At 39.2% G+C, this 13496-nt stretch carries 12 protein-coding genes; 9 read left to right on the top strand and 3 right to left on the bottom strand.

Going from position 1 to position 13496, the window contains the following annotated elements; all coding sequences use genetic code 11:
* Positions 1 to 6: 6 nt before the first annotated feature.
* The 4 genes from sufD (at position 7) to sufB (ending at position 4428) form a co-directional block, all read left to right on the top strand.
* On the top strand, positions 7 to 1314 hold the full coding sequence (gene sufD, locus MHI18_RS09195) for a Fe-S cluster assembly protein SufD (RefSeq protein ID WP_340847059.1): 1308 nt from the start codon (positions 7 to 9) through the stop codon (positions 1312 to 1314).
* On the top strand, positions 1314 to 2543 hold the full coding sequence (locus MHI18_RS09190; protein WP_340847058.1) for a cysteine desulfurase: 1230 nt from the start codon (positions 1314 to 1316) through the stop codon (positions 2541 to 2543). Before sufD ends, MHI18_RS09190 begins: the two co-directional genes overlap by 1 nt.
* Positions 2533 to 2964 (top strand): Fe-S cluster assembly sulfur transfer protein SufU, encoded by a 432-nt coding sequence (sufU, locus tag MHI18_RS09185; protein WP_340847057.1) that lies wholly within the window; start codon positions 2533 to 2535, stop codon positions 2962 to 2964. The genes MHI18_RS09190 and sufU overlap by 11 nt, the downstream gene beginning before the upstream one ends.
* 66 nt (positions 2965 to 3030) lie before the next feature.
* On the top strand, positions 3031 to 4428 hold the full coding sequence (gene sufB / locus MHI18_RS09180) for a Fe-S cluster assembly protein SufB (RefSeq protein WP_340847056.1): 1398 nt from the start codon (positions 3031 to 3033) through the stop codon (positions 4426 to 4428).
* A gap of 45 nt (positions 4429 to 4473) precedes the next feature.
* Here sufB and MHI18_RS09175 read toward each other — a convergent pair whose 3' ends face one another.
* Positions 4474 to 6030 carry a histidine kinase N-terminal 7TM domain-containing diguanylate cyclase gene (locus MHI18_RS09175; RefSeq protein WP_340847055.1) on the bottom strand — a complete coding sequence of 519 codons (1557 nt, stop codon included), beginning with the start codon at positions 6028 to 6030 and terminating at the stop codon, positions 4474 to 4476.
* Between the two features lie 214 nt (positions 6031 to 6244).
* On the opposite strand from MHI18_RS09175, the gene MHI18_RS09170 reads away from it, so the two are divergent.
* The 5 genes from MHI18_RS09170 (at position 6245) to MHI18_RS09150 (ending at position 10997) form a co-directional block, all read left to right on the top strand.
* Entirely contained in the window at positions 6245 to 7090 is an 846-nt protein-coding gene (locus MHI18_RS09170; protein WP_340847054.1) for a DUF72 domain-containing protein, read from the top strand.
* 22 nt (positions 7091 to 7112) lie between these two features.
* Positions 7113 to 7937, top strand: a complete 825-nt coding sequence (locus MHI18_RS09165) for a sulfite exporter TauE/SafE family protein (protein ID WP_340847053.1) — start codon at positions 7113 to 7115, stop codon at positions 7935 to 7937.
* A gap of 13 nt (positions 7938 to 7950) precedes the next feature.
* Positions 7951 to 9324 (top strand): bifunctional metallophosphatase/5'-nucleotidase, encoded by a 1374-nt coding sequence (locus MHI18_RS09160; protein WP_340847052.1) that lies wholly within the window; start codon positions 7951 to 7953, stop codon positions 9322 to 9324.
* Between the two features lie 59 nt (positions 9325 to 9383).
* The gene (locus MHI18_RS09155; RefSeq protein WP_340847051.1) at positions 9384 to 9689 is read left to right on the top strand and encodes a YunC family protein; all 306 of its coding nucleotides are present in this window, start codon (positions 9384 to 9386) and stop codon (positions 9687 to 9689) included.
* A gap of 222 nt (positions 9690 to 9911) precedes the next feature.
* Positions 9912 to 10997, top strand: coding sequence for an HD-GYP domain-containing protein (locus tag MHI18_RS09150; RefSeq protein WP_340847050.1), 1086 nt, complete (start codon positions 9912 to 9914; stop codon positions 10995 to 10997).
* A gap of 547 nt (positions 10998 to 11544) precedes the next feature.
* Here MHI18_RS09150 and yunB read toward each other — a convergent pair.
* Positions 11545 to 12255 carry a sporulation protein YunB gene (gene yunB, locus MHI18_RS09145; RefSeq protein ID WP_340847627.1) on the bottom strand — a complete coding sequence of 237 codons (711 nt, stop codon included), beginning with the start codon at positions 12253 to 12255 and terminating at the stop codon, positions 11545 to 11547.
* Positions 12256 to 12366: 111 nt separating this feature from the next.
* Positions 12367 to 13368 (bottom strand): M23 family metallopeptidase, encoded by a 1002-nt coding sequence (locus MHI18_RS09140; protein ID WP_445669961.1) that lies wholly within the window; start codon positions 13366 to 13368, stop codon positions 12367 to 12369.
* Between the last annotated feature and the right edge of the window lie 128 nt (positions 13369 to 13496).

Genomic DNA, 13496 nt, shown 5'->3' with positions numbered 1-13496 from the left:
TTTGCCATGACTACCGTAACAAAACTATCAGTTGAAAAAGAGTACATCAACACTTACTCACAACAAAATAATGAACCGGCTTGGCTTACTGAGCAACGTATTCAAGCATTTGATGGACTTGATGCTATTCCAATGCCTAAGCCTGATAAAACGAAGATCGATAATTGGAATTTCACTAACTTTAGTTCGCATGTAGTGAAAAGTGAAGCATACGCTTCCTTTGACGAGCTTCCTGAAGCGGTAAAACCACTTATTAATTTAGAAGAAAATAACAATTTATATATTCAACGTAATAATACGCCTGCATTCTTCAGTCTTTCTGAAGAATTAAAAGCTCAAGGTGTCATTTTTACGGATTTATTTACAGCTGCCCGTGAACACAGTGAATTAGTTGAAAAGTATTTCATGAAATCTGGTGTTAAGGCTGACGAACATCGTCTAGCAGCCCTTCATGCAGCTTTAGTAAATGGTGGAGCGTTCCTTTATGTTCCAAAAAATGTTGAAGTGAAACAGCCGATCCAAGCGATCTTCATTCAAGATAACCCGGATACAACACTCTTCAACCATGTATTAATTGTTGCTGAAGATAATAGTAATGTAACGTATGTAGAAAACTACATTTCAACTGTAGATTCTAATCAAGGTGTTGCAAACATTATTACTGAAGTTATCGCTAATGCAAATGCTCATGTTGCTTTTGGAGCTGTTGATACATTATCAGCTGGTTTTACGACTTATGTAAACCGCCGTGGTGTAGCTGGCCGTGATGCACGTATTGAGTGGGCACTAGGTCTGATGAATGATGGCCATACTATTTCTGATAACACGACTTACCTTATGGGCGATGGTTCATTCGGAGATACAAAAAGTGTTGTAGTCGGCCGTGGAGAACAAAAACAAAACTTCACGACTCAAATCATTCATTACGGATTACGTTCTGAAGGGTATATCTTGAAGCACGGTGTTGTAAAAGACAATTCAACCATTATCTTTAATGGAATTGGTAAAATTGAACATGGTGCATCTAAAGCAAACGCTGAGCAAGAGTCACGTGTCTTAATCCTTAGTGAAAAAGCACGCGGTGATGCAAATCCGATTCTTCTTATTGAAGAAGATGATGTAACTGCCGGCCATGCTGCATCTGTTGGTCGTGTTGACCCATTACAGCTTTATTATTTAATGAGCCGCGGTATTACTAAGCAAGATGCTGAACGCTTAGTTATTACTGGATTCCTTGCACCAGTTGTTAATCAATTGCCTGTTGAAGGCGTTAAGAAACAATTGGCTGAGGTAATCGAAAGGAAAGTTAGATAATGAACCCATACGAAATTCGTAAGCTATTCCCAATATTAAATCAAGAAGTGAACGGACATCAGCTGGTATATCTAGATAGTGCGGCTACATCACAAAAACCAGCTTCTGTGATTGAAACCATTGAAGAATATTACCGGGGGTATAATTCCAATGTCCACCGTGGAGTCCATACTCTTGGAACAAAAGCTACGGATGCGTATGAAGGGGCACGTGAAAAGGTAAGAAAATTCATAAATGCAGCCTCGACGGAAGAAATTATTTTCACAAAGGGAACAACTGCATCTTTAAATATGGTAGCAAGAAGCTACGGAGGCGCCAACCTTTCTGCTGGCGATGAAATTGTGATCTCCTATATGGAACATCATAGTAACATTATTCCTTGGCAGCAAATTGCAAAGCAAACAGGTGCGACACTCAAGTATTTGCCTCTTCAAGAGGACGGAACAATTTCGTTAGATGATGTTAGGTCAACCATAACTGATTCCACAAAAATTGTTTCTATTATGCAAGTGTCAAATGTACTTGGGGTAATTAATCCAGTTAAAGAAATAGCCGAAATAGCTCATCAGCATGGTGCGGTTATGGTGGTTGACGGTGCTCAAAGTACACCGCATCTAAAGGTAGATGTTCGTGATTTGGATTGTGACTTCTTTGCTTTTTCAAGTCATAAAATGGTTGGACCAACTGGGATAGGTGTTTTATACGGTAAAAAAGCACTCTTAGAAAACATGGAACCGGTAGAATTTGGCGGTGAAATGATTGACTTTGTCGGCTTGCAGGAATCTACTTGGAAAGAGCTTCCGTGGAAGTTCGAAGGTGGAACCCCGATTATTGCAGGAGCAATCGGCCTCGGTGCAGCTATTGATTTCCTTGAAGAAATTGGTATGGAAAATATTGAAGCTCATGAACATAAACTGACAGCATACGCAATGAAAAAAATGTCTGCAGTGGAAGGTTTGACTATATTTGGACCAGTTGATCCTGAAAAACGTGCGGGAGTGGTTACTTTTAATCTTGATGAAGTTCACCCGCATGACGTTGCAACCGTATTGGATGCAGAAGGAATCGCTGTTCGGGCAGGTCACCACTGTGCACAGCCATTAATGAAGTGGCTGAATGTTTCTTCTACTGCGCGTGCCAGCTTTTACCTCTACAATACGGAGGAAGATGTTGATAAGCTTGTAGATGGGCTTGTCAAAACAAAGGAGTATTTCAGTAATGTCTTTTAATAACTTAGATACACTCTACCGACAGGTCATTATGGATCACTATAAAAAGCCCCGTAATAAAGGGATTCTTAATGATGGTAACTTGACCATAGATATGAATAATCCAACCTGCGGCGACCGAATTCGTTTAACGATGAAGGTTGAAAATGGAATCGTAGTAGACACTAAGTTTGACGGTGATGGCTGCTCTATTTCTATGAGTTCTGCTTCTATGATGACGCAGGCCGTAAAGGGTAAAGATATTGAGACGGCTCTGAACATGTCGAAAACATTTTCGGAAATGATTCAGGGAAAAGAGTATGACGATAGTCTCGATCTTGGAGATATTGAAGCATTACAAGGTGTTTCTAAATTCCCGGCACGAATTAAATGTGCTACTTTAGCTTGGAAAGCGATGGAAAAGGGATTAAAGGAACAGTAAGATAAATGAGCAGGCTGTGGACATGTTTCAAGACCACAGCCTTCATTGAAAGGGATGAATAGCGCTATGGCAAAGAAAATGCCTGAAATCGGTGATTATAAATATGGCTTTGCAGATAAAGATGTTTCCATATTCCGTTCGAAACGTGGATTGACTAAAGAAATCGTCGAAGAAATCTCACGTATGAAAAGTGAACCACAATGGATGTTAGATTTCCGTTTGAAATCTTTGGAGCATTTCTACAGAATGCCAATGCCACAATGGGGCGGAGACTTAAACAGCTTAAACTTTGATGAAATTACTTATTACGTGAAGCCATCTGAGAGATCAGAAAAATCATGGGATGAGGTTCCTGAAGAGATTAAGCAAACATTTGATAAATTAGGAATTCCTGAAGCTGAACAAAAGTATCTAGCTGGAGTTTCTGCTCAATATGAATCAGAAGTGGTTTACCACAGCATGAAGAAAGAACTTGAAGATATGGGAATCGTATTTAAAGATACGGATTCTGCTTTAAGAGAAAATGAAGATCTATTCCGCGAGTATTTCGGTAAAACGATTCCTCCAACAGATAATAAGTTCGCTGCATTGAACTCTGCTGTTTGGTCTGGAGGCTCGTTCATCTACGTACCTAAGGGTATTAAAGTAGATACGCCTCTTCAAGCCTATTTCCGAATTAACTCTGAGAATATGGGACAATTCGAACGTACGCTGATTATTGTAGATGAAGGCGCAAGTGTCCACTATGTAGAAGGTTGTACAGCTCCTGTTTATACAACTAACTCCCTTCATAGTGCAGTTGTTGAAATCATCATCAAGAAAGACGCATATTGCCGTTATACAACCATTCAAAACTGGGCAAATAACGTATACAACCTTGTAACTAAACGGGCTGTATGTGATGCAAATGCGACAATGGAATGGATTGATGGAAACATCGGTTCTAAACTGACAATGAAATATCCTGCTGTCATCCTTAAAGGTGAAGGTGCACGTGGTATGACGTTATCTATCGCGATTGCTGGTAAAGGCCAACATCAAGATGCAGGAGCAAAAATGACGCATCTTGCGCCAAATACGTCTTCTACAATCGTTTCAAAATCAATATCTAAACAGGGTGGTAAAGTAACATATCGTGGAATCGTCCATTTCGGACGTAAAGCTGACGGTGCCCGTTCAAATATTGAGTGTGATACGTTAATTATGGATAATCTATCAACATCTGATACGATTCCATACAATGAAATCCTGAATGACAATATTTCTCTTGAACATGAAGCTAAGGTTTCCAAAGTATCAGAAGAGCAATTGTTCTATCTGATGAGCCGCGGGATTTCTCAGCAAGAAGCAACAGAAATGATCGTAATGGGCTTTATCGAACCGTTCACAAAAGAATTGCCAATGGAATATGCAGTCGAAATGAACCGCCTAATCAAGTTTGAAATGGAAGGTTCTATCGGATAATCATTTCCTTTTAAAGAAGACGAACTCTCCTGAGTTCGTCTTCTTTTACGTTTGAAGGGTATACGCATGAACTTGATTACGTCCATTGCGCTTTGCTGAATAAAGTGCTTCATCAGCCTTATTCAAAAGTTCATACAGAGTTTCTTCTGTTTCTTTACTTGCCTCAGCTACACCACTGCTCAAAGTAACAGAAATCTCCCCTTCGACTACGAGTAGAGGTTGTGTTTCTATATGTCTGCGCATCTGATCAGCCAACTTTTCTGCTTCCATCAAGGTACCTTTCAGTGCCAGAACAAACTCCTCACCACCATATCTTGCAAATAAAATGCCCTCGTTTATTTGTGTTTGACAAGCCGTTACGAAATGCATAAGTAATTGATCACCAACGATGTGACCATGGGCATCATTCACATTTTTGAAATGATCAATGTCGATTAAAATGATTGAGAAAGGCGATAAAGCAGCCTTTGCTATAGAAAACTCTTGGTCGCACTTCTGAAAAAACGCGCGACGATTAAGAATATTGGTAAGTTCATCGTGATAGGCTTGATGTTCTAATTTGGACTGAAGCCTTTTAAGCTCCATGACTTCCGTGAAAACCATTAGCACACCTTTATTATAATTAGGATGTACCAATGATGAAGTACGGATCTGATAGACACGATTTGAACGGTCAGCAGTTAGTTCTACTTCCAGAGTGACTATACCGTGGGTTAATAGATGAGGAAAAGATTCTCCTGACAGCTTAATCCAAACTTTATCAAAGGCCATGCCAAACATGGAGTTATTTAAATCTGAAAACATCCTTTTGCTTGCTTGGTTATATTCAATTAATCGATAGGACTCATCCAACACCATAACACCATCATTGATGCTATTAAATATCGTACTTTTAGTAATGGGCATAATTGAAAACATACGTGATGTACCAATCGACCAGAAATATAACAGAGATGAAATCCATAAGACCATTGGTACGGGATCAACTCCAGGGGGTGTGAATCCGATCAAATAAATAAATGCTGTAACAATAGGGATAAATTGTCCGAAAATTAATGAGATGATTTGCGGCCGATAGACCTTAGCTGTATCTTTCCAATGTGAGAGGACAAGCAACAAAGCTGCAAACATACAGGAAAACGTGAAAACACCGTGAATCATATACCAGACACCTATTTCTTGGTGAATGTAAGGAACCCCTAAAACTTGATTAACCTCAAATACACGATAATGAAAATGGTGCAAATCATTTGTAGCAACTGCTGCCAAACTGATTAAAGGGATAGAAAAAAGGAATATACACAGCTTTTTCGTGATTTTCCTATCTAAATACTGCATGATAAACAATAGCCCTAAGGGTGGTGATAGCGGCATTCCAATATACTGAATAACAGTCCAAAATTTAATTTGCTCGAGTGTCGTAGCCGTTAAACCAAAACCAGAAGCAAAGCAATATATGGTTATAGAAGCAGAATAAAGGATAAATAGATAAGATATATTTGTATAATTATGACGCTTAAAGAATACATAGAGACATAAACACAGATGTAATACTCCTGAAGTACAAACAAGAGTAATAAAAGCGGTCAATTCTAGATACACGATAGGATAACCTCTTAACACTTTTTCCTATAATGTAGCACAAATGGATAGAAATGTGGATGTTTATATCTTTAGTCGAATGGAAATAACGATTCAGCACAGACGTCCGTATCGATACACTCTACGGGTAAAATCAGTTCCGGATGCTTTATGGTTTCGTTTTTGGGTTATATAATGAGGAGAGACTTTTTTAAATATAAAGAGGTGATACTTAATGATTTACATTGGTGTAACAGGCTGGGGAGATCATGATGGGTTATATGGGGACAAGCTGTCCCCCCGGAAAAAGCTGCTTGAATATGGTTCGCATTTTCCAACCGTTGAAGTGGATGCTTCCTTTTATGCTGTACAGCCGGAAAGGAATTCGAAAAAGTGGGTTGCCGAAACACCTCAAGGATTTCAATTTGTTGTAAAAGCCTATCAAGGGATGACAACTCATACCCGTGGAGAAATTCCTTTTCAAAGTAAAAAGGAAATGTTTGATGCTTTTCATGCCTCTTTAAATGCCTATCAATCAGCTGGAAAGCTTGCTATGGTCCTTTTTCAGTTTCCACCTTGGTTTGACTGCACTCGTGAAAATGTTGAGTATCTTCGATGGTGTCGAGCAGAAATGGCCAATGTACCTGTCAGTTTAGAATTTCGAAACCAGAGTTGGTTTACAGGAGAGAGACGTGAACAAACATTGGATTTTATGGAACGAGAGGGCTGGATCCATTCTATATGTGATGAACCTCAATCTGGAGAAGGTTCTATCCCGATTGTCCTTCAATCGACCAATAAGGAAAAGACACTTGTCCGTTTTCACGGTCGAAATGTCTATGGATGGAAAAAGCCTTCCTCAGGAAATTGGCGGGAAGTCCGTTATCTCTATAAATACAATCATGTAGAGTTACAGGAGTGGGTAACACGTTTGAGAATTCTCGAAAAACAGAGCAAGGACATATATGTGCTGTTCAATAATAATTCTGGTGGAGATGCGGCAGGCAATGCAAAGGAAATGATAGAATTATTAAATATAGAGTATGAGGGGCTGGCACCAAAACAGCTCGATTTCTTTTAGAATAGGATGGGGCGGATTGTAAATGGTATGGATAGTGTTAGCTGCAATTGGGTTAACCGCCGGGATTATTGGGGCATTGGTCGGACTTGGAGGCGGGATTATCATAGTCCCTGCGCTGCTTTTTCTTGCGGGCTCAACTGACCTTCTTGGAAATTTAACTCCTCAGCGTGCAGTGGGCGTATCGACAGTTATTATGATCTTTACGGGACTTTCGTCGACACTTGCTTACTTAAAAAAGAAAACAGGTGACTACAAAGCTGGATTGATATTCTTTGCGGGCAGCGGCCCCGGTGGTATCATTGGTGCATTTGCGAACAAAAGCTTGCAGATAGCTGCCTTTTCTCTTTATTTTGGCAGCTTTGTGATTTTAATTTCATTGGTACTCTTAGTAAAGGATCAACTAAAACCGGTTGTTTTTAAGGAAGGGAAGCATAAGATAACAAAAACCATCAATCAAGATGGGCAAGCATATACGTATGGCTATCATCCAATCCTAGCTGTCTTCCTTTCGTTTGGTGTTGGTTTCTGTTCCGGTCTATTTGGAATAGGCGGAGGTTCTTTGATGGTTCCAGCTATGATGCTGCTGTTTTTCTTTCCGCCGCATGTGGCAGTTGCTACGTCCATGTTTATGGTATTTCTTTCGTCGATTACAAATTCCATTACGCATATTTATCTTGGAAATGTCATCTGGCCGTATGTACTGGCACTTATTCCAGGTGCATGGTTTGGAGCGAAACTCGGAGTTATGATTAATTCACGTTTAACAGGTAAATCATTAGCAACATTATTGAAGGCTGTGCTCATCATTATTGGTCTCCGCCTAATAATCAACGGAATAACAGGATAGGAGATGACGAACGATGTCAGAGGCGATTCACATATATCATACAAATGATCTTCATAGTCATTTTGAAAAATGGCCGCGTATTGAGGCTTTTTTGCGGAGTAGAAAACAACTGCATGCTGAAACGGGTGAAGAATGCTTGATTCTCGATATAGGTGATCATGTAGATAGGTGGCATCCATATACGGAGGGAACGCAAGGCAAAGGCAATATTAAACTTTTAAACGAAGCTGGATATCAGTATGTGACGATTGGAAACAATGAAGGTATTACGATGACATATGACGATTTAGATTCTCTTTACGAAAAGGCAGATTTTAAAGTATTGGCTGCGAATATCTATCAAAAAAATGGAGAACGTCCTAAATGGGCATTGCCCTATGAAATACATACAACAACCAGCGGAACAAGAATTGCCATGCTCGGTCTAACCGCAAATTTCCAAAAGTTATATTCAGCACTTGGATGGAAAGTCAGTGAGCCTTTTATAGAATTAGAACAACAATTAGGCGCTCTAAAATCGAAAGCAGACATAATAGTATTGCTTTCGCACTTAGGAATACATGATGATGAAAGAATTGCTGCGGACTTTCCAGAGGTAGATGTAATTCTTGGTGCACATACACACCATATCTTGCACCAAGGAAAAGTGGTTAATCAATCTCTGCTCTGCGGGGCAGGAAAGTACGGATTTTATGTGGGCCAGGTGGAGTTGACTGTAAATGAAATCGGAGATGTTATCGATAAAAAGGCCTGGTTATATGACACCAATGAATTTAATGAGATAGAGGGCGAATCCGATTGGGAACAATCTCTCCATGATGTTGGCAGCCAGGCACTTAAAGATGTCGTAGTGACCTTGACAGAAGCTTTAGAAACCCAATGGTTTAAACCTTCAATCTTACCAGAGATATTATGCCAGGCATTAAGGGAATGGAGTTCTGCAGACTGTGCGTTTTTAAACGCTGGCCTGCTTTTAGAAGGATTGCCAAAGGGGAAGGTGACAAAGGCGGATCTACACCGAATCCTTCCACATCCGATTAATCCTTGTGTAGTGACATTAAGCGGAAGCCAGTTAAAAGAAATTATCATGCAATCCTTAAATCCGGAATGGCCCCATATGCCGGTAAAGGGTTTTGGTTTTAGAGGAAAAATCATGGGAAACATGGTGTACGATAGGATTGGCTTTATTACAACGAACAATAAACTGGTCAAGTATATTTTAATTGATGGAGAAAAGCTGAATCCAGAGAAGCAGTATAGACTTGTCCTTCCTGACATGTTTACCTTTGGATATTTCTTTCCGCATCTTCAACGATCTCAACATAAGGAATACTTAATGCCAGAGTTTTTAAGGGATATCTTGGCATGGAAACTTAAAACACATTAATCTGGGCACTTAAAGCTCCTTTCCTACATACAGTATGGGTAGGAAAGGAGCGGATATTTATGATTGATTATAGGCCACTAACGATTGAAGAGAGTACATTTGTTGGAATAACCATCTATCTCCCAAAGACAACACTGATAATGATCACTTCTACTAATGGTTATATTATGTGCGGTGCACTAGATGTTCACCAGTTGAATACTAAATTGAATCATCGAAAAATTATTGCAGGCAGGGCAGTCGGTGTTACTTCAATTGATGACTTGCTTGAGGCACCGCTTGAAGCGGTAACGACTGAAGCAGAAAACTTAGGGATTACTAAAGGGATGACTGGACGAGAAGCCTTATTAAAAATGCACGATTAGTTGAAAAATACGTCTTTAAGTAAAATTATCTAATAATATTGTATTTTTATCCAGTTTGTATAGCTATTCATTTTGTCTGTATCGTATACTAAAATAACGGATGTAGTATCGAAGCTTTAGAATTGGGCAGATATGTCCGATAAATAGGATAGAGACAGATTAAAAAACAGTGAATAGCTTCTGACTTTAGGTTGGATATAAGAAGCAATAGGAGTATGAATTATGAGGCTATTAAAGACGCAATCACTGACCTCGGGTATGAAACTAGGTAAAACGATATTCAATGAAAGAGGAATCGTTTTAATTAGCTCCGGTGTATTGTTGACGAATAATATGATTAAGCGGCTCATCGAATTAGATATCCCTTTTGTATATATTGAGGATGGACGGACATTACATATTAAACCGAATCCCTCTCTTCCAGATAAAACAAGAAATCAAGCTGTGTTGACTATTCAAGAAACGTTTAGTCAACTTAATAAGAATCAAAAGATTAGTGATTCCTTTGTTTTAGAAAAAGCAAGCAAGAAGTTTACTGATCTTGTTCGCTCTATATTGTCCGAAGTGAATAATAATAAAGAATTACTGTCCCTGTTAACTGACGTGTATGCCTATGATCATTACATTTTTACTCATTCGCTTAACGTAGCCTTATATTCTATAGCTATGGGACTTGACCTTAAATTAAATCAGAAGCAAATGGAAATTCTCGGTTTAGGTGCGATCATGCATGATGTTGGTAAAATGATGATTCCAACTGAAATTATTTTAAAACCAGACCGCCTGACGGAAGATGAATTCGAAACCATGAAGAAACATTCCGAGATTGGATTTCAATTATTGCGGGGAGTACATACCATACCTTTGCTTGTAGCTCATTGTGCCTACCAACATCATGAGAGACTTGATGGGACAGGCTATCCAAGAGGATTAAACGGCGAGGATATTCACTTTTATGGAAAAATTATAGCTGTAGCAGATGTTTTTGATGCAGTGACATCTAATCGAGTGTATCGTAATGCTTTGCTTCCTCATGAAGCATTAGATATTCTATATTCGGGTGCAGGTACGCAATTTGATGTAAAGATTATTGAAGCATTTAGACGGTCGGTTGCCCTTTACCCTGTTGGACTAGTTGTCGAACTAAATGATGGCCGAAAAGGGATTGTTTCCAAACAAAACACGGGGATGGGAGAACGACCGATTCTTGAGATTATTGAAGAGCAGGGAAACGTTTTGGAAAAAGGGTATGAACTAGATTTGCTCAAACATGATTATTTAGTCATAAAAAAATGTCATGTTGATTAAAAGGTAAAAGAGAAACGGGGTACCCGTTTCTCTTTTTAGTTTGTAGACAAAAGGAGATTGGAATTAAAAAATTCCGATACCCTATAGAAATACTTCAGCGTCTACCTCTGAATACATATCTTTCACCATGCCATAAAAATGAAAGTGAAGTCAATGACGGCCTTCATTTTGCGAACCAAATGGTTAGATGGAACCAGTTGATGTAATATAACATTTCAAAGGAGTCTCGCTGAATAGAATCTTGTTTAGAAAGCATCCTCATCACCTAAGTTTTAATCCTTCTATTTTCAAAAAAAGTGACTCGAGGATCAAAGGTAAAACAAAGTTGATTGGAACGGAAGGTACGAGACTCCTGGCGGGTAGCGTGTCTAGGGGAGACCCCGCAGGCGAAAGCCGAGGAGGCTTCCCGACCGCCCGCGGAAAGCGAGTGCCTGGAGTGGAAATCATTGTTCAGGTTATACAAACCATAAAAATAGACAAACTAAGGTTTTCACCCGAGTTTGTCTAAGTCTGAAAAGAGAAACGGGGTATGTACCCGTTTCTCTTTTTATTTTTTCCCTGAATCTACTCCGGGAGCCGTTATGAGACTTCGATCTGTTCCATAAAAATTAGGAACCCTGCCGGGAATATATCGTCCTCCAAGGTTAATGACCTGTTCAACTGGTGTTTCTTTTTTGAAGGTTGGAATAACAACCTCCATATGAACACCTACACGAGCAAATAATTCTAAATACGTATTATTAATCCCGGCACTTGTAGATTTAAATTCATAGTCCATTTCAACGTGACCTATTAGAGACATTTCAACAGGAATTTTCGGCCCAATATTAGCTAAAATAGAGGTTCTTGTGACTACGCCTAGGGGGATATAATATACCACTGATTTTAATTGATTTTTATTGGTTTTTTTCTGAAATGGGTTTTCATCACTTATTCCTAATTGATCTTGAATATCCTGTATGGTTTCCTTTCGGACTGCATTATATAATTTAGGATTAAAGCTATAGGATGGAGCGGGGTCTCCTTCTTGATAATGGGTCAAGACAATATCGTTGTCGGGCAATTCTTTAGATAGGTTTTTATGGAACGATTCATTAATGACTGCCGTTGCAGCACGTTTAATTTCTTTCTGTGCTACTTTCATAATCACAGGTTCAATGGCTTTATCAATAAACCAAATTGAAAAAATACTGCAAATGAGAAAGAGTATAAAGGTATAGATGAATACCTTTTTAAGGAGAGAATTCCGGTAAAGAATCTCTTTAAATCAGTATTTGGTTTAGATTTCTTATGAAACATGCCAACCCCCCTCCTTAAAACGTATGCTTTAGGAAAAGGGATATTTATTAATACGTAAAAAAACAACCGGTTATTGCCTAGCTTTTAAGGTATCCTTTCGTTCCCAAACACGGAGGTGGGGGTAAGGATCAAAGCTCCATTCCAGATTACCATTATCTTTATAAAGTCCGAAATGCAGATGGGGCGGGAATTTTCCAGCTGTCCCAGGAGGTCCATAGCCAGTGCTGCCTACACTTCCAATTACTTGTCCTGGTTCGACAATTTGTCCTACTTTTAAATCTTTCGTGAATCCATTTAAATGAGCAAAATAGTGGTAGGTATTGTTCATGTCACGAATGCCTATCCGCCATCCGCCAAAACGATTCCATCCTTTCATTTCAATGACTCCATAGCAAGTAGAACGAACAGGTAACCCATAGTGGGCAAAAATATCTGTTCCTTCATGTGAACGTCTTCCTCCCCATCCACGGGCAACTCCCCAAGTACTGTGGAAGGTATAGTCAGTCCCCACAGGAACGGGAAATGCTTTCTCCTGCAGGTCAATCCGATTAAACTTCTTATACATTTGTGCGTTTCCCATAATAATTCCGACTGCTTTATCCCGTTTATAATAATTCCAAAGCGCAATTCGGATATTATCATCATCTGTTCCATAGGATAAAAGATGCTTGGCAAAAGTGAACAGCAGATCTTCGTCATTGCTTTTATCTGCCAGACCATCACCGTTTCCATCTAATCCAGATCCGCCGAAAAAATTGATAGAAAGGGGGTTTTGGTCGTTTGGCTCTGGGTTAAGAACTCCGCTCCACTTCGAAGGTTTAATTTGAATCGCAATGACACCCGACAGCGGTTCAGATTTATTAAAACCTCGGATACTATATTCATACTGATCGGCAGCAGCTAAATAATACCAAGGAATTTGCAATGCTGTTTCCATGTTTTTATAAAGTTCCATCCGCTTTTGGTAAATGACTTCAGAAGAATGTGCTGTTGAAGCCGCGATGCCCGTTCGGTGTTCTGTTGGGAAACTTAAAATGATAATAAAAACAACGAGTACTAATTTCCACTTCACGCATCTAGTCTCCTTCCTAGTTCATTACATCTAGTTTGCTATTACAAGTCGAAAAACATTATTTTAAAATTATGGAATATCTACCTATACTTGTTCATTGATATGTTATTTGGTAAAGTGACAATGAA

The sequence above is a fragment of the Peribacillus sp. FSL H8-0477 genome, from assembly GCF_038002765.1.
Lineage (GTDB): Bacteria > Bacillota > Bacilli > Bacillales > DSM-1321 > Peribacillus.
This window is presented reverse-complemented; position numbering and strand designations above follow the sequence as displayed.